This window comes from Kitasatospora xanthocidica, from assembly GCF_014656195.1.
GTDB classification, from domain to species: Bacteria; Actinomycetota; Actinomycetes; order Streptomycetales; family Streptomycetaceae; genus Kitasatospora; species Kitasatospora xanthocidica.
This window is the reverse complement of record NZ_BNBY01000003.1, coordinates 67,647-83,550: the sequence shown is the minus strand read 5'-3', so window position 1 is coordinate 83,550 and position 15,904 is coordinate 67,647. Positions and strand designations below refer to the sequence as shown.

The following is a 15,904-nucleotide window of genomic DNA, read 5'->3' as shown; positions in this document are numbered from 1 at the left end:
TCGAAGCAGGTCAGGGGCAGGAATCGGATCTGTCCGTCTACGCATGGTTTGCGGAGAGCCGGCACGTCGGAGCCCACGATCCGGCGGTCGTGGCGCAGGCGACGGGACTGTCCCCGTCCGAGGTGACGGCCGCGGTCGAGCGGCTGCTCGACGCGGGACTGCTGGCGCCGGCCGGCGCCCGGCAGGAAGCACTGCGGGTGGTGTCCCCCGACTCGGCCTACTTCCGGCGCGCGGCCCCCGTCGAGGCGGAGATCCGGCAGCGCCAGGACGACATCGCCAGGATGCGCGGCCGGTTCGACGAGTTCGCCCCGTTCTTCCCGGACAGCCGGGAGTCCGGCGCGGGCATGGAGGTCATCCCCACCCTCGCGGAGGTCCGCTTCCTGCTCAACCAGCTGGGCGAGCAGTGCACCACCGAGGTGGTCAGCTGCCAGCCCGGCGGCGGCGCCCGGCTGCCCGAGGCGATGTCCGAGGCCCTGGTCCGCGACCGGGCGATGCTGGAACGCGGCGTACGCATCCGCACCCTCTACCACCACACCGCCCGCTTCAACGGCCCCAGCCAGGCCTACGTCGCCGCCGCCTCCGCCCTGGGCGCCGAGTACCGCACCACCCACGAACTGGCCGGGCGGATCATCATCATGGACCGCGAGACCGCTTTCCTCCCCGCCGCCGGCCCCGAGCTGGGAGCCGTGGTCATCCGCGAACCCTCGACCGTCGCCTACCTGTACGAGATGTTCGAACTCACCTGGGGCCAGGCCACCCCGTTCCAGGAGTCGACCGGACGCGACATGGAGGCCGTCGCCCGGGAACTGCACCGCACCATCCTCCGGCTGCTCGCCGACGGGCTGAAGGACGAGGCGATCGCCCGCCGGCTGGGCATGTCGCTGCGCACCGCCCGCCGCCACGTCGCCGAGATCCTGGAGCACCTCGGCGCCGACAGCCGGTTCCAGGCGGGCGTCGCGGCCAGCCGGGCGGGCCTGCTGGATACCTGAAAACCGTGATGCCGTCCGACAGGCGCATGCACCATGCTGACACTCCGGCACCACTGTGACGGATGGCACCACCGAAGGAGACAACACGTGGACTGGGCACGCCTGAGCGAGCGCCCCGGGCTGGATCCCTACCTCCAGGAGCTGGCGCTCTTCCTGGACGCCCACTTCGGCCGCACCTTCGCGCTGCTCTGGCCCGAGAACGACCCCGTCGTCCCCCCGGGCGCGGACGGGCCGCCGGACACGGCACTGGCCGGGCACGTCGCCGCCGGCCTCACGGCCCTGCTGGGCTGGCGGGTCGAGCACACCACCGGCGCCCCGCCCTCCGCCGGCCACCTCCTGGTGATCCAGTCCGCCGGATCGAGCCGGTGGACGCTCCGCACACCGGGCGACCCCGCCGCCGAGGTGTCCACCCTGACCGGCGAGGCCCTCTACCTCCCGCCGGGCTACCGGGCCGACGGCATCCACAGCGAGGACGCGCGGCACGTCCGGCTCGTCGTCACCGACCCCGAGCAGACACCGCCGGCCGCACCTGCCGTCCCGGCGGCGGAGGCCCGGCGGGACTGAGCCCGTAGGCGCCGCGAGCTCGTGCCGTACGGGCACCGGGCGCTCGCGCGGCACGGGTGCCGGGGCGTCAGTCGACGTGCAGGGTGAGCTCGGCGGTGTGCAGCTGCCCGGCGGTCCGGAACTGGAGGAAGACCCGCCAGTCGCCCGGTTCGGCGAACAGGGCCTGGAAGGTCAGGGTCGGGCCGCCGTGGTCGCCGTCGACGGTGCCCGACGGGTGGAGATGGGCGAGCGCCTGGTCGCCCTCGTGGAAGGCGCTGAGGTGGGCGTAGGCGTCCAGGTAGGGCTGGAGGTCGGTGACCGGACGGCCGTCCCGGCTGACACTCGCGACCAGCTGGTGCGCGCCGGCCATCGGCCGGGCGGTCAGCTCGACGGTGTAGCCGTCCACGGTGGTGCTGCCGGCCGGGGCGGGCAGCGGCACCGGGGCGTCCTGGCCGGGCACGGTCACGGTGCGGCTGAGGACGAGCTCGGGCGCGTGCGGGCCGGTGTCCGGGACGAAGTCGGCGTACAGCCGCCAGGCGCCGGGGGTCAGGGCAGCGAGGTCGGCGGTCCAGGTGCCGTCGTCGGCCATCTCCGGGTGCAGGTGCTGGAAGCCGGTGAGATCGGCGCGGATCGCGTAGAAGTGCAGCTTCTTGGTCTGATGGACGGCGAAGCCGGTGACCGGGGCGCCGCCCGGGCCGGTCACGGTGAACCGGAAGGCCGTCGGCCGCCCGGCCGGCACACCGCAGGTCACCAGGTTCAGCCGGTGGCCGTCCTGCTCGGCGGCGAGGCCGCGGGCGGTGCTCCCGGCGGCGCCGGGGTCCCCGGCCGGGTGGGCCATCCCAGGCATCCCGGCCATCTCCGACCCGCTCGACCCGCTCGCCGTCCCGTCCTGTGGAGAGCCGGAGGGGGCGGCTGGGACGGACACCGCCATCCCGAGCACCAACAGCACCGGCACACAGGACGCGAGCAGCCAGCCCCGGGAGAGCGGGCGGAGGGGAGCAGCGGTCATCGGCAGGTCCTTCCCGGAGCGGGCGCGGAGGCGGGGGCGCCGTGCGGGCCGAGGGCGTTCGGTCCCACTGCAACAGGAGACCCGCGACGGCCGGCGCGATAACCGAAAGCACGCGGCCGTTCGGAACCTCCCGCTTTCCGGCCCCAGGAAGGCGGTGACGATCAGCCGCGCCGTGGCGGCGACGCCGCCGAACAGCGGAGCGATCAGGTTGGCGACGCCCTGGCCGGACAACTCCCGGTCCGCTCCCCAGCCCGCCCACGGCCGAACCGACACCCCACCGTCAGCTGGGACACGGCCTCACGGGCCGGCCGCGGCACGGTGTGCCGTCACCGCCGCGGCGAGCAGCCGATGACCGAGCGGGGTGCAGCTGTGCCGCACCGCCCGACCGGCCCGCACCGTACTCACCAGCCCGGCCCGCCGCAGCGCCCGGGCGTGCTCGGAGGCGCTGGCCGCCGAGATGCCCAGCTCACCGGCCAGTTGACTGGTGGTCGGCTCGCGCAGCGTCATCCGCAGGACCGCCGAGCGGGTCCGCCCGAGCAGGGCCGCCACCGGCTCGTCCGGGGCCGCCCCCGGTGCCGGCGCCTCCTCGAAGAGATGGGGCAGCGGTGTGAGCGCCGGGTAGACCAACAGCAGCGCTCCGTCCGGCAGCCGGCCGCACAGCGGCTCCCCGGTCCACTGCGCGGACGGCAGCAGCAGGGCGCCGCCGCCCTCCAGGCGAAAGTCCAGCTCCCTGGCCACGGCGATCTCCAGTGTGCTGCCGCGCCACCGGCTGCCCGGGTAGAGGCCTGCCAGCATCCCGCGCAGCCCCTGCTCGCGATGCACCTGCCCGCGCCAGGCGAGGTCCGTGTCGAAACCGGTGCGCAGCCTCGGCCAGACCGCGTCGACCAGCGCCGCGTGGGAGGCGCGCAGGCTGGTCTCCAGGTACTGCCAGGCCTGCCGGTCCTCGTTCGCGAGGCCCCGCATCAGCGGGGTGACGGGCAGTCCGTTGCGGCAGATCCGTGCGAGTTCGCTGCGGACCAGCGTGTTGGTGGACGAACGCACCAACTCCAGCCCGTGCTCCAGGTCGACGCTGAGCGGATCGAGGAAGAACGGACCCGCGCCGGTCACCGGGACCAGCTCGGTCAGCGGCGCGACGGACCGCGCGCCCGTGGAACCGAGCAGTCGGTGCCGCCGGGCGAACGCCGGGTCCGCACCGGGCCGTTGCAGCATGGCGACGGCCAGCCCGACCTCCATAAGCGGCGCCGGCCCGTCCGCGAACCGGGTGCCGAGCAGGTCCTCGGCCGTGAAGTGGATCCGCAGCACCACGCTCGGCACCTCCCGGCGTTCCCGGGCTTTCGGCCCAGACCGAAAACGTGGCGCCGGTGCCGCCGCGGTCCGACGATACCCAGTGCGCGGCCGCGGTGGCAGTGGGCCTCCGGACGGCCGTCCGGTCCCGCCCCGACGCCCAGGAGGCTTCCATGCGCATGCCGTCGCACTTCACCCGACCGGCCGTCCTCGCCGCGGTCCTGGCGGTGGCCGTCCTCGTACCGGCGGCCCCGGCAGCGCAGGCCGACGACGACGGCTGGCAGCCGTACCACGGCCAGGACTACGACGCGCCCGCCGGGACGCTCTGCCCGTTCCACCTGCACATCACCGACCTGTTCGACCAGGAGGAGACCAAGACCGTCGCCCGACACCCCGACGGCTCGCCCGCGAAGGTCCTCTGGCGCGGGCCGCTGATCCTGCGCTACACCAACGTGGACACCGGCGCCCAGGTCGACCGCGACCAGAGCGGCCGGGCCACCGAGTACCGGCTGTCGGACGGCAGCACGCTGTGGGACGTCCCGCCGTCCTCGCACATCTCCGCCAAGGTCCACCCCGGCAACCCGTACTACGCGGTCGGCGACTACGTGTTCAGTGGCGGCGCGGTGCTGCTGGTGCACCCGGACCGGCAGGTCGAGGTGCTGGTCCAGCATCAGGTGGAGAACCTCTGCCGGACCCTCGCCTGACCGACCACCGGGGACCTGCTCGGCAGCGCTCCGGCCTGGACGCGGTGGTGTGCACCCCCGACGGCGCGGTCCCCGGCGTCCTGGCGGCTGCAGCCCGGGCGGGCCCGAGGGCCGGACCGGGCTGTACGGTCGTCAGGCCGTGCGGATCCGGTCGCCGATCTCCGGCCTCGCCTCGAAGCCGGCCGCCTTGTACGTGGCGACGCCACCGGCGTTGGAGCTCGGTGTGCACACCCGCACGCTCGACGCGCCCAGCTCCCGCAGCGCGGCCGCCCCGGCGAGGGTGATCGCCCGGCCGTACCCGCGACCGCGGTGGTCCTCGTGGACGCCCATCGGTTCGACCAGTCCCGGCTTCCCCGGGCCGGCCGACCAGACCGTCACCGCCGCCGCCGGGGCGCCCTGGTCGTCGTAGGCGCCCAGACATCGCGCGTCGCTGTAGAACGGCCCCGCCGCCATCGCGTGCCAGTACGCCCGGGTGGGCCGCGAGGTGCCGAACGCCGACCGCAGGACGTCGGCGAAGTCCTGCGCCTGCTCCGGGCCGATCGCGGTGATCCGTACGCCGGGGTCCTCCACCGCTTCCGCGAGGTCGCGGAAGAGCGGCGTCCACGGTTCGTCGACGCCCCAGCCCTCCTCGGTCAGCAGGTCGTGCAGCAGCAGGCCCAGCGGCGCCTCGACGGACACCGCTCCCTCCGGCAGCACGCCGCGCTCGGGCAGCGAGAGGTCCTCGACGAGTCGCCGCGCCACGTCCTCGTCCCGGAAGGCGTCGGGAGCGACCGTCATCCGGAACACCGTCGGCGAGTCCAGCATCCCGACGGCGAGGATCCGGCCGGCCCGGCTCCAGGTCCGCACCACCGCGGCCGTCTCGGCCGCTCCGAGCCGGTGGTTCCAGCCGATGTCCCCCGGATGCAGCTGCATCGGCGCCCCGTCGTCCTGCCACTCCCGCAGCGCGCCCATCGCCTCGCGCACCCCGCCCGCGGTGGGCGTCCCCAGCACAATCGTCATGCCCGGGATCCGACACCCCGTCACGGAGGTCCGCAAGCCATTTACCGGCTCACGGGCGGCTCTCCAGCGGCGGCCGGCGAGGTCGCCCCGCCGAGGTGACCGGTCCCGTGAACCCCCGTCACGCCGCGCGGATCGCGGCGAGCGGGGTGAGGGCGGCGTACTCCAGCGGGGCCGAGGGGTCGATGGAGATGTCCATCGGGGCGGGTCGGGCGCCGGAGCGCACCAGGAGGTCGCCGATGGCGGCGACCATGGCGCCGTTGTCGGTGCACAGCCGTAGCGCAGGGACGCGCAGGGTGATGCCGGCGGCCGCGCAGCGCCGCTCGGTGAGGGCGCGGATCCGGGAGTTGGCGGCGACCCCGCCGACCACGACGAGGGTGTCGATGCCGTGGTCGGTGCAGGCCCGGACGGCCTTGCGGGTGAGGGTGTCGGCGATGGCCTCCTGGAGGGCGGCGGCCGCGTCCGGGACGTGCGGTTCGGTGCCGGCGGCGCGCTGGGCCTCGACCCAGCGGGCGGCGGCGGTCTTGAGGCCGGAGAAGGAGAAGGCGTACCGGGGGTCGTTCGGCCCGCTCAGGGGCCGGGGCAGCCGGACGGCCTTCGGGTCGCCGTCGCGGGCGGCGCGGTCGATCGCGGGGCCGCCGGGGTAGGGGAGCCGGAGGATCCGGGCGACCTTGTCGAAGCACTCGCCGGCGGCGTCGTCCAGGGTGTCGCCGAGGTGGACGATCGGGTCGCGGGCGAGGTCCCGGACGAGCAGCAGCGAGGTGTGCCCGCCGGAGACGATGAGGACGATGCACGGGTTCGGCAGCGGCCCGCCGTCGAGGGTGGCGGCGGCGACGTGCCCGGCGAGGTGGTGGACCCCGTAGAGCGGGACGCCGAGGGAGAAGGCGTAGCTCTTGGCGGCGGCCAGGCCGACCTGGAGGGCGCCGGACAGGCCCGGGCCGGTGGTGACGGCGACGGCGCCGATGTCGGTCAGGGCGAGCCCGGCCCGGTCCAGCGCCTCCTGGACGACGGGGGCCATGGCGTGGACGTGGGCGCGGGCGGCGATCTCGGGGACGACTCCGCCGTAGCGCGCGTGCTCGTCCATGGACGACGCCACCGCGTGCCCCAACAGCACGCCGTCGCGCACCAGACCGGCACCGGTCTCGTCGCAGGACGACTCGATCCCCAGCACCACCGGTGGTCCCGCCATCACACGTCTCCCTTATTGCTAGCATTCTGCAATTGCAACATCCTAGCAATAAGGGAGCTGGCCGGGCCGGAGCGCCCCGGCCTCAGTGGTGCCTAGCCGCTGAAGACGCCGAGCTCGTGCAGGGAGTAGCCCCACTGGGTGCCGCGCTGCACCCCGTGGACGCGGACGTAGCGGGCCGGGACGCCGGTGAAGCGGGCGGTGTCCAGGCCGCCGTGTCCGGTGGTGGTGGACCAGACGGACTGCCAGCTGCTCCCGTCGGTGGAGACCTCGATCCGGTACGCCCGCCCGTAGGCGCGCTCCCAGTCCAGCGTGACGCGTCCGACCAGGGCGGTGGCGCCGAGGTCGACCTGGAGCCACTGGTCGTCGCTCCACTCGCTGGCCCAGCGGGTGCCGGTGTCGCCGTCCACCGCCCGGCCGGGCGCGAAGCTGACGAAGGGGTTCCACCACTCGGTGCTGGAGGCGGTGGCCGGACGGCCCGCGGCGAGGTTCACCGAGGCGTCGTGCCGCTCCGAGGCGCCCCAGGTGGTGAGGTAGGACTCGGCGCCGCGGAAGAGGTCGTCCAGCACGCCCTGGCCGCCGACCTGCCGGATCGACTCCAGCCAGTCCGGGACCAGGCCGTAGTGCGCGGCGCCGTCCGTGTCGATGTCCCAGGTGCGCGAACCGGTGGTCTGGCGGTCGATCAGGGAGCCGCCGTCCTGGCTGCGGAACGGGTAGCGCACCGGATCGGGGGTGTTCGCCCCGCGCGGGCCGGGCCAGCCGCCGACGCCGTTCATGTCGGTGCCGTAGCCGTACCCCACCCCGTACTTGTCGCGCAGCGCGTCGGTGCGCTCGGCCTCCGCGCTGAACGCCTCGGCGCTGTTCATGTACTGGGCGACGAAGCCGCCGAGCTTGTAGACCCGCTCGATCCAGTCGAGGTCCATCCAGCTGTGCGAGGAGATCACGCCCGGGTAGGACTCGGACTCCAGGATGTCGAAGGAGCGCCCGGCGGCCTTGACGCTCATGTGGTCGACCTCCAGCATCATCTTGCGTTTCATCAGCCCGCGCACCGCGTACTCGCCGAGGTCGGTCAGTCCGCGGCTGTTGCACTGCGCGTCGCCGGCGTAGGCCGGCACCGTCACCCCCGCCGGGAGCTGCTGCTGCGCCCCGGGTGCCGGGGCGAGGCCGATCGGGTTGTCGTGCTGCGGGCCGGCGCACTTCTCGGTCTTCCAGAAGGTGCCGGTGGAGAGGAACTGGCCGACGTTGATGGCCGTCCCGAGCGCGCCCTCGTCGAAGCGCACCCCGCAGAGCGCGTTGTCGAACTTGTGGCAGAGGAACATGCTGCGCACGCCCAGCCCGTACAGCTCGTCCAGGCCGCGGTCGATGTCGGCCTTGGAGCACTGGGCGACGTCGAGGACCTGCTTGCAGCCGAAGGGCTCGGAGGTCTCCACGCCGAGGACGACGGCCAGCTTGCCCTGCTCGACCACCGCGCGGGCCTGCGCGCTGTCGGTGACGATCCGGAACCAGCCCTTGCCGGGCCCGCCGTACATGGTGTCGATGTAGGCCTGCAGCTCGTACGTCTTCTGCGCCTGGAGGCGGATCGAGGTCATCTCGTCGCAGCTGCGGTCCTTGAAGAAGTAGACCGAGCAGATCACCCCGTTGGTGACCAGGTCGTTGACCAGCACCCGCTGGCCGCCGCGCCAGGCCCGTTCGATCCAGGCGTAGTAGTTCTGCTGGTGGGTGAGCGAGTCGTGGGCCGGCCAGTCCTTGAAGGTGGGCCAGCCGACCGGGTCGTGCTTGCCGTCGCCGCCCTTGGTGATGAAGTCGAAGATCGCGAGCGAGCCGTCGGGGTAGTGCTCGGGGCAGTCCTTCAGGGCGTCCGCGACCCCTGCCTCGGAGAAGGACTTGCCGCAGATCAGCCGTCCGCCGAAGGCCTCGTTGGCCATGATGTGGTCGTGCGCGTCGACGAAGCCCCGGACCTTCCCCTGGGCGTCGGTGCCGCGGAACGGTTCGCCGGTGACGTTGATCTGCGAGTCGGGCGCCGGTCGGGCGGTCGGGTTCCACCAGCCGGTCTCGCCCGGGGCCGCGGGCGCGGGTGCCGGGGGTGCCGGAGCGGCCGGCGCCGGAGCGGCGAAGAGCATGGTGGTCAGGGTCAGAAGTGCGGCCAGAAGCGTGACGAATCCGCGCCTGCGGTGGGGTAACTGGGGCATGGTCACCACCCGGGTCCGAAGTGAGGGTGGCGCGGCCCGGGGGTTGCCGGGCGCCGTCGGGGACGCGCGGACCGGCCCGTCCGGGCCGGCCGTCATGGACCGCGCACTCGGTGTGACGAGAATCGCCACTGTTGGACAAGTAGTCAATAGCCGTACGGGACCCGGCTGCCCGCCGCGTGCCCGTCGACCGGGCCCCGCCTGTCCGACCCGGCCTGGTATGTCCGATTGATTAGGGTGGGCACGTCCGGCTGGCGCCGGGGTCGGGCCGGGCCCGGCCGGAGTCGGGTCGGAGTCGGGTCGGAGGGACGGGAGGCGGCGGCATGATCCGTGGGGTCCACCTGGAGGCGCAGTGGCGGCGCGAGCAGCTGCGGACGAACCTGTGGGTCGTGCCGATCCTGGAGGTCGTGCTCGCGGCGGTGCTGTTCGTCGCCACCTGGTCCCTGGACCGGGCCGCCTACCGCGGGGACCTCACCCTGCCGTCCTGGGTCATCAGCGGGACGGCGGACGCGGCCCGGCAGACGCTCGCCGCCATCGCGGCCTCCCTGATCACCGTCGTCGGCGTGGTGTTCTCGATCATGATCGTGACCTTGACCCTGGCCTCCACCCAGTTCGGCCCGCGGATGCTGCGGACCTTCATCCGCGACCGCACCACCCAGCTGACCCTGGGCACCTTCGTCGGCACGTTCGTCTTCGCGATCCTGTCACTGGTCGTCATCGGGCCGGGCTCGCACGGCGACCTCGTACCGCACCTGTCCATCACCGTCTGCATGGTGCTGGTGATGGCCGACCTGGCGGTGCTGATCTACTTCATCCACCACATCGCCACCTCCATCCAGCTGCCCAGGGTGATCGCCAGCATCGCGGCCGAGCTCTCCGAGGCGATCGAGGCGGGCGCGGGCGAACCGGCTCGGGCCGGAGAGGCCGTCACCGGGCCGTCCGCGGTCGAACTGCACGCCCGGCTCGACACCGCGGGCGCGCCCGTCCCGGCGCCGGCCAGCGGCTACCTGCAGTTCGTCCGGCACCGCACGCTGGTCCGGATGGCCGCGGAGCTCGACGCCGTCATCCGCCTGGACCACCGGCCCGGGCACTTCCTTGTGCGGGGCCACCAGCTCGCCACGGTCTGGCCCGCCGGGGCGGCGCCCGAGGTGGCCCGGCGCTTCGCCCGCGCCCACATCACCGGCTCGACCCGGACGCTCGCCCAGGACATCGCCTTCGCCGTCGACCAGCTGGTGGAGATCGCCATCCGGGCGCTGTCCACCGCCGTGAACGACACCTTCACCTGTCTGACCTGCGTCGACTGGCTCGGCGAGGGCCTGTGCCGGATCGCCGCCCACTGGCACCCGAACCCCGTCCACCGGGACGAGAGCGGACACATCCGGGTGATGACCGCCCCGGTGAGCTACGAACGCCTGGTCCAGCGCGCCTTCGAGAAGATCCGCCAGGCCGCCCCCGGCATGCCGGCCGTGCTGATCCGCCAGCTCGACGCCCTCACGGAGATCATGGCGGAGACCAGGACCGAGCAGCAGCGCCAGGTGCTCCTGGCCCAGGCCGGGATGATCGAGCGCCTCAGCCGCGAGACGGTCGCCGAACCGGCCGACCGCGAGGACGTCCACCGCCGCTACCTGGCCCTCCTCGCCGTCCACGCGGGCCTCGCCGGGCGGGGCTGAGGGCTCCCGGGGCGTACGGGATGCGGCCGGGTCAGGTGCACCAGAACAGGACGCGGGTGCAGCTCGGGGTGGCCGTCGGGGTGGACGGGTGCGGGGCGGGGGAGGACGGCGGGACGGGGCCGGTGCTCGGCGCGGTCGTGCCGGTGCCCGGGGCGGGCTTCACGGGCGGGGCCGGCGGGGGCGGGGCGGCGGTCGGGGCCGAGGAGGGCGCCGTGGCCGAGGTGGTGCCGGTGGACGGCTTGGGCCGGGTGGCGGTGGCCGACGGCTGCGGGCCGACGGTGGCCGTCGTGGTGACCGGTGCCGGTGCCGGTGCGGCCGGGGAACCGGAGGTGGTCGCGGAGCGCGGGGCGGGCGACTCGGTGCCCGCCGAGGCCGGGGTCACCGCGCCGTCGGAGTTGCCGCCGGTCAGCAGCACGGTGGCGAGCCCGCAGGCCACCACCCCGGCCGCCGACACGGCCAGGACCTTGCCCCGCGCCCGGCCGCCCCGTCGCCGCGCCGCGCGGCGGGACGGTGCGGAGCCGGTGGGCGCGGGTTCGCCCGGGTGCTCGGGGAGCAGGCCCGCGGCCTCCCCGGCCACGACCTCGGCGGCCCGGCCGCAGCCGGGGCAGGAGAGCGCGCCGTTGAGGTGGCGTCGGCAGGGGGTGCAGTAACTCATGGGATCTCTTCGATAGGTGAGGCACGTCCGGGATCCCGGCGGTGACCGCCACGCCGCCCGCGGACCGGGCCGGATGGGATGCGAGCCTACGCAGATCCGGCCGGTTCGCGACACCCGGTCGGAGCGAGGCTTCTGCGCGGGTCAGGTGTGGTTTGTGTGACGACCGGTGACGGTGTCCGCTCGTGCGGCGGGTGGGGCGGCGGCGCGGCGCCCGGGCGGTTCGTACGCCGTCCGCGACCCGGGAACCGGAGCGTACGGGCGGGCGTTCCTGGCTGAGGACAGTCAGGTGCGGCGGCCGGCAGGCAGCGCCGCGGGGTGGCCGTCCGTACAGGGAAAGGAATGCACATGCACGTCACCCTCGCCGAGGAGCTGATGCTGCTCTCACTGGACGACGATTCCGGTGTGGCGAAGGACGGGGCGGCCGCGGCATGGGCGGTGGCGGGAGGTCTGCTCGCCGACCTCGCGCTGGCCGGCCGGGTCGCGCTCGACGAAGGCCGGCTCAGCGTCATCGACCCGACCCCGACCGGCGATCCGCTGCTCGACGAGCGCCTGGAACGGCTCGTCGAGTGGATCGGGGGCAAGGCTCCCGGCAAGGCGAAGGCGGCGGAGTGGCTGACCAGGGACCGTGCCACGGCCGTCCGCGCCGCCGTGGACCGGCTGTGTGAGCGCGGTCTGGTCGTCGAGGAGCGCCACCGGGTCCTCGGCCTCTTCCCGGTCCGGCGCTACCCGGAGGCGGACGGGTCGGTCGAACGGGAACTGCGCGGGAGGCTGACCGCCGTGATCCGGCATCACGAGGCGCCCGACATGCGCACCGCGACCCTGATAGCACTGCTGCACTCCGCCCGGCTGCACGCCCTGGCCTTCCCCGACCTCCCCCGCGCGCGGGTCGAGCTGCGCTTCGCGGAGATCGCCGCGGGCGACTGGGCGGGCGAGCCCGTCAGCGAGGCGCTCCGGAACATGCGGGTGGCCATCGCGGCGATCACCGCGGTGACCGTCGCCACCGCCGCCACGGCGGCCATCAGCTGACAAGCCCGAACGCGACGGAAGCCCGGCACCATGGTGGTGCCGGGCTTCCGTCGTGTTCGGGGAGTCTCAGGACCGCCGGTCCCGACGCCGGGTCAGGGCTTGGTCGGGAGGACCGAGTAGCAGTACGGGTCGCTCTGGTGGAGGTGCGCCCAGTACAGCAGGTCGCCGGTGTCGGGGCCGACGACCCCGTCGGCGTCGAGGTGCTGGGCGCTCTGGTAGGCCTTCAGCACCCGCAGGGTCTCGCCGCCGAACTGCCCGTCCACGTCCAGGCCCAGCTCGGGGTGGGGCAGGCCGGGGCCGCGGTTGGAGTTCCAGTGGTTGAGCGCGAGCTGGACGCACGTCACGGCCGAGCCGCGGTCGCCGTAGCGGACGTAGCGCGCGCCGGGCTGGGCGCTCGCGGCCGAGGCGCCGACGCCGACCAGCAGGAGGGCGACGGAGAGGGTGGCCGCCCCCTTGCGCAGGGCCGCCTTGGTGTTCAGCTTCATGGTGCTTCCTGACCTCTCGTACTTCTGATGCTTCAGGTGTTTCACGTGCTTCACGTGCGATGGGGCAGGCGCCGGCTCGTGTCCCCGACGCCTCGTCAACCGTAGGAGCACGAGAGCCCGTCACACGCCCGGTGGGACCGGCCGGAGCCGTCCCACGGCCGTCTCAGGGCGCTGACCCGGGCTTTGGGAAGGAACCCGTCCGGAAGGTGGAGACGGCCCAGCTTCCGGTGGGACTACAGGGCCAGCTCGACCAGCACGGGCCGGTGGTCCGAGACCGGCATCCTGGGTGCCCGCACCGCCGTCGGTGGCTGGGGCCCGAGACCGGCCGTGAGGACGTGGTCGAGCTGCGCCAGCGGGCGGTGGGAGGGGAAGGTCCGGACCCGGGCCGACCGGCGCCACGTGGGCCCCGGGGCCGACGACCGGGCGAGCAGGCCGGCCGCGCGGAGCGTGGCCGTGGGGATCGCGCCCATCAGGTTGAAGTCGCCCAGCAGGACGTGCGGCCGGGGCAGGTCGGCGATCCAGCCGGGTACGGCCAGGAGTTGGCGGACGTTCCACCCCGGGACGAAGGACAGGTGCAGCGCCACCGCCGTGAACGGCCCGCGCCGCCCCCGCAGGACGGCGGCCAGCGCCACCCGCGGATGGTCGCGGATCACCGTGAGGCCCGACCGCCCGGACACCGGCAGCGGCACGGCGAGCGGCGGCGCGCCGAAGCGCCGGGCCCGCCACTCCAGGACGGGCAGCCGGGACAGCAGCGCGATGCCGTGCGAGGGCACCTCGCCGTCGTGCCCCGTGCCCGCCGGACCGTACACCCGCAGCCCGGGTTCGGAGCGGTCGCGGACCCAGCTCCGGCCGGGCCGGGACCGGGCGTGGAACGCCGAGGCGTAGCGCCAGTCCGCGGCCCCGGTGGCCTCGGCGGCCGCTCGCGCCTGGTCCGCCCGGCCCGACCGCTCCTGGAAGCGGTCCAGCTCCTGCAGGGCCACCACGTCGGCGTCAAGGGCGGCGACGGCGTCGACGAGGGGCCGCACACCGACGGGGTCGGAGCCCGGCACCGGCCGGCCGTCGTCCAGGAGCGGCCGCCCGTGCAGGACGTTGAAGGTCGCGAGGCGTACGGCGGCGGAGTCGGTCACGGTCGGACGGTACAACAGCTCGCGGGGCCAGGGCCCGCGGCGGCGAACGCGACGGAGCTCCCGGCCGTCGGCCGGGAGCTCCGTCACCGTGTCACCCTCGCGGCGGGGATCAGCAGGGGAAGGTGCCGCTGTACAGGGCGTGTCCGTACGAGGAGGTGCCGGCGCCGAAGCCGTAGATGCCGTCGTCGCTCCAGACCGCCTCGCGGAAGCCGTTGACGCAGGTGGAGGTCGGCGCGAGCGCGAAGCCCTCCAGGTTGTCGACCGGCATGACGGCCGGGTTGGTGTAGGTCACGTCGGGGACGATCGCGCCGGCGGCGTCGACCTTCATCAGGGTGTGGGTCTCGCCGCAGGTGTTGTCGCAGGTGGCGATGATGCGCTGGGTGCCGGCATCGAAGGTCACGTCCATCACGGAGGCCTTGCCGGTGGCGACGGTGCCGAAGGTGGTGAACGTGCCGTCGGAGTTCAGGCCGTACACGTGCAGGGTGCCGTCCCACTCCAGGCCGGCGAAGAACAGGCCCGCGCCGTGCAGCGGGTAGTTCGCCGGGTTGTAGGCGGCTCCGGTGAGCGGGTCGACCCAGCCGTTGGCGGTCAGCCAGCTGTCCGGCACGTAGCCGACGCCCTCGAAGCCGAGGTTGGCGTCGTCCTTGCTGCCGGTGTTCAGCTGCGGGAACTGCGAGGTCATGTCCCACTGGTGGATCGGGGTGAGGGTCGATCCGGTCGCGGCCGGGTCGAACTCCATGACGGTGTCCTTGGGGGCGGTGTTGTTGCCGTTGTCGCGCTCGGAGGTCACGTAGACGTGGCCGTTGCCGCCGACCGTCAGGCCCTCGGAGTCCGGCAGGCCGGTGCCGCCCGCGAAGCGGATCTGCTTGCCGGTCGCGCTCCACGACGGGTCCGGGATCCACTTGCCGTTGCTCTTGACCAGCTTGTACAGCCAGTTCTTGTTCTTGGCGGCCCACAGCACCGACGGGTTCGCCGGGTCGAAGGCCAGGCCGCTGAGGTCGCGGCCCTCGGGGCCGGTGGACGTGGTGAAGGCGCAGACGTTGTCGGCGATCGTCACGTCCGGGCCGCCCGGCCAGGCCAGGGTGCCGGTCGGGGTGGCACCCGTACCGGAGGGCGCCTCGGGGGTGCAGCCGCTGGTGAGCGCGCCGCCGCCGCCCAGCAGGTGGCCGGTCTGGCCGCCACCGCCGCCGCCCGTACAGGAGTTGGCGCCGCCGAGGGTGGCGGTCACGGAGGTCTGGAACCAGCCGGTGCCGTTGGCGCAGCGCTCGGCGGAGGGCTTGGCGCCGTCGAGGGCCCAGCTCACCGAGTCGACGGTGGTGCCGCTGCCGTCGAGGAGGAAGACCGAGTCGTTGTCCCCGAGCCCCAGCGCGGAGTCGAAGGTGACGTAGCCGCCCGCGGGGATGGTGGTCGCGCTCGGGGAGGAGGAGGCGATCGAGACCGGCGCGTGGGTGGTGTCGCCGTCGACGTACTTCCAGGAGCCGATGCTGACGGCGCTCGTGCCGCCGTTGTACAGCTCGACGGTGTCCGAGCCGTTCGAGGTGACCTCGTTGATCCGCACCCGGCTCGCCGCGGGGACCGAGGACGGGCAGCCCGGGGCGTTCGGGGCGCCGAAGGTGGTCGCGGCGGTCGTGGTCACCCACGCCCCGGTGCCGTCGCCGCCGCAGCGGGCCATCGCCGGCTTCGCCGCACCGGTGGCCCAGTCGACCCGGTCGACCACCGTACCGTCGGCCGTGTAGATCACCAGCTTGTCCGAATCACCCAGTCCCTTGGGGGAGTTGAAGGTGACGAAGCCGCCGGCCGGGATCGTGGTGGAGGACGGGCTGAAGGACTGCGGCACGAAGCCGTCGTCCGACATCTTCCAGCCGCTGATGCTCACCGCGGCCGGGCCCGCGTTGTACAGCTCCACCGTGTCGCTGTTCGACGAGGTGACCTCGTTGATCCGAACGTTCTGATAGCCGGCCGGGTCCGCCGCGGCCGCCGGCTGGGCCGCGACGATGCCGGTGACGACCATTCCTGAAAACGTCAAAGCCGCGGCGCACAGGGA

The 15,904-nt window shown here is 73.9% G+C and carries 14 protein-coding genes; 5 read left to right on the top strand and 9 right to left on the bottom strand.

What is annotated here, in order from left to right; genetic code table 11:
* Positions 1-89 precede the first annotated feature (89 nt).
* Positions 90-989 carry a helix-turn-helix transcriptional regulator gene (locus IE332_RS06640; RefSeq protein WP_229928379.1) on the top strand — a complete coding sequence of 300 codons (900 nt, stop codon included), beginning with the start codon at positions 90-92 and terminating at the stop codon, positions 987-989.
* 87 nt (positions 990-1,076) lie between these two features.
* Positions 1,077-1,553, top strand: a complete 477-nt coding sequence (locus tag IE332_RS06635; protein WP_189914202.1) for a hypothetical protein — start codon at positions 1,077-1,079, stop codon at positions 1,551-1,553.
* A gap of 67 nt (positions 1,554-1,620) precedes the next feature.
* Here the strand turns inward: IE332_RS06635 and IE332_RS06630 are convergent, their stop codons facing one another.
* A complete protein-coding gene (locus IE332_RS06630; protein ID WP_229928378.1) occupies positions 1,621-2,541 on the bottom strand; it encodes a DUF8832 domain-containing protein in 921 nt (306 codons plus the stop codon).
* Between the two features lie 297 nt (positions 2,542-2,838).
* Complete coding sequence (locus tag IE332_RS06625) at positions 2,839-3,846, bottom strand: ArsR/SmtB family transcription factor (RefSeq protein WP_189914201.1); 1,008 nt, start codon at positions 3,844-3,846, stop codon at positions 2,839-2,841.
* A gap of 152 nt (positions 3,847-3,998) precedes the next feature.
* Between IE332_RS06625 and IE332_RS06620 the strand changes: the two genes are divergently transcribed.
* A complete protein-coding gene (locus tag IE332_RS06620) occupies positions 3,999-4,529 on the top strand; it encodes a hypothetical protein (RefSeq protein WP_189914200.1) in 531 nt (176 codons plus the stop codon).
* Positions 4,530-4,661: 132 nt separating this feature from the next.
* Here the strand turns inward: IE332_RS06620 and IE332_RS06615 are convergent, their stop codons facing one another.
* The 3 genes from IE332_RS06615 to IE332_RS06605 form a co-directional block, all read right to left on the bottom strand.
* Positions 4,662-5,528: a GNAT family N-acetyltransferase gene (locus IE332_RS06615; protein ID WP_189914199.1), complete on the bottom strand. Its 867-nt coding sequence runs from the start codon at positions 5,526-5,528 to the stop codon at positions 4,662-4,664.
* Between the two features lie 118 nt (positions 5,529-5,646).
* Positions 5,647-6,714, bottom strand: coding sequence for a tRNA (adenosine(37)-N6)-threonylcarbamoyltransferase complex transferase subunit TsaD (gene tsaD, locus IE332_RS06610; protein ID WP_189914198.1), 1,068 nt, complete (start codon positions 6,712-6,714; stop codon positions 5,647-5,649).
* A 92-nt stretch (positions 6,715-6,806) separates the two neighbouring features.
* On the bottom strand, positions 6,807-8,900 hold the full coding sequence (locus IE332_RS06605; protein WP_189914197.1) for a galactose-binding domain-containing protein: 2,094 nt from the start codon (positions 8,898-8,900) through the stop codon (positions 6,807-6,809).
* Positions 8,901-9,220: 320 nt separating this feature from the next.
* Between IE332_RS06605 and IE332_RS06600 the strand changes: the two genes are divergently transcribed.
* Complete coding sequence (locus tag IE332_RS06600; protein ID WP_229928377.1) at positions 9,221-10,567, top strand: DUF2254 domain-containing protein; 1,347 nt, start codon at positions 9,221-9,223, stop codon at positions 10,565-10,567.
* A 31-nt stretch (positions 10,568-10,598) separates the two neighbouring features.
* Here IE332_RS06600 and IE332_RS06595 read toward each other — a convergent pair whose 3' ends face one another.
* Positions 10,599-11,222 (bottom strand): hypothetical protein, encoded by a 624-nt coding sequence (locus tag IE332_RS06595; RefSeq protein ID WP_189914196.1) that lies wholly within the window; start codon positions 11,220-11,222, stop codon positions 10,599-10,601.
* 345 nt (positions 11,223-11,567) lie between these two features.
* Between IE332_RS06595 and IE332_RS06590 the strand changes: the two genes are divergently transcribed.
* Positions 11,568-12,248: a GOLPH3/VPS74 family protein gene (locus tag IE332_RS06590; protein ID WP_189914195.1), complete on the top strand. Its 681-nt coding sequence runs from the start codon at positions 11,568-11,570 to the stop codon at positions 12,246-12,248.
* 92 nt (positions 12,249-12,340) lie between these two features.
* Here IE332_RS06590 and IE332_RS06585 read toward each other — a convergent pair whose 3' ends face one another.
* From IE332_RS06585 to IE332_RS06575, 3 genes are all read right to left on the bottom strand, one after another.
* Positions 12,341-12,733 (bottom strand): peptidoglycan-binding domain-containing protein, encoded by a 393-nt coding sequence (locus IE332_RS06585; protein WP_189914194.1) that lies wholly within the window; start codon positions 12,731-12,733, stop codon positions 12,341-12,343.
* 233 nt (positions 12,734-12,966) lie between these two features.
* Positions 12,967-13,860 carry an endonuclease/exonuclease/phosphatase family protein gene (locus IE332_RS06580; protein ID WP_189914193.1) on the bottom strand — a complete coding sequence of 298 codons (894 nt, stop codon included), beginning with the start codon at positions 13,858-13,860 and terminating at the stop codon, positions 12,967-12,969.
* 109 nt (positions 13,861-13,969) lie between these two features.
* Positions 13,970-15,871 carry a lamin tail domain-containing protein gene (locus IE332_RS06575; RefSeq protein ID WP_229928376.1) on the bottom strand — a complete coding sequence of 634 codons (1,902 nt, stop codon included), beginning with the start codon at positions 15,869-15,871 and terminating at the stop codon, positions 13,970-13,972.
* Between the last annotated feature and the right edge of the window lie 33 nt (positions 15,872-15,904).

Coding starts and splice junctions, on each gene's coding strand:
- IE332_RS06600 (WP_229928377.1), top strand. CDS start 9,221: ATGATCCGTGGGGTCCACCTGGAGGCGCAGTGGCGGCGCGAGCAGCTG.
- IE332_RS06620 (WP_189914200.1), top strand. CDS start 3,999: ATGCGCATGCCGTCGCACTTCACCCGACCGGCCGTCCTCGCCGCGGTC.
- IE332_RS06585 (WP_189914194.1), bottom strand. CDS start 12,733: ATGAAGCTGAACACCAAGGCGGCCCTGCGCAAGGGGGCGGCCACCCTC.
- IE332_RS06630 (WP_229928378.1), bottom strand. CDS start 2,541: ATGACCGCTGCTCCCCTCCGCCCGCTCTCCCGGGGCTGGCTGCTCGCG.
- tsaD (WP_189914198.1), bottom strand. CDS start 6,714: ATGGCGGGACCACCGGTGGTGCTGGGGATCGAGTCGTCCTGCGACGAG.
- IE332_RS06615 (WP_189914199.1), bottom strand. CDS start 5,528: ATGACGATTGTGCTGGGGACGCCCACCGCGGGCGGGGTGCGCGAGGCG.
- IE332_RS06590 (WP_189914195.1), top strand. CDS start 11,568: ATGCACGTCACCCTCGCCGAGGAGCTGATGCTGCTCTCACTGGACGAC.
- IE332_RS06575 (WP_229928376.1), bottom strand. CDS start 15,871: ATGGTCGTCACCGGCATCGTCGCGGCCCAGCCGGCGGCCGCGGCGGAC.
- IE332_RS06605 (WP_189914197.1), bottom strand. CDS start 8,900: ATGCCCCAGTTACCCCACCGCAGGCGCGGATTCGTCACGCTTCTGGCC.
- IE332_RS06595 (WP_189914196.1), bottom strand. CDS start 11,222: ATGAGTTACTGCACCCCCTGCCGACGCCACCTCAACGGCGCGCTCTCC.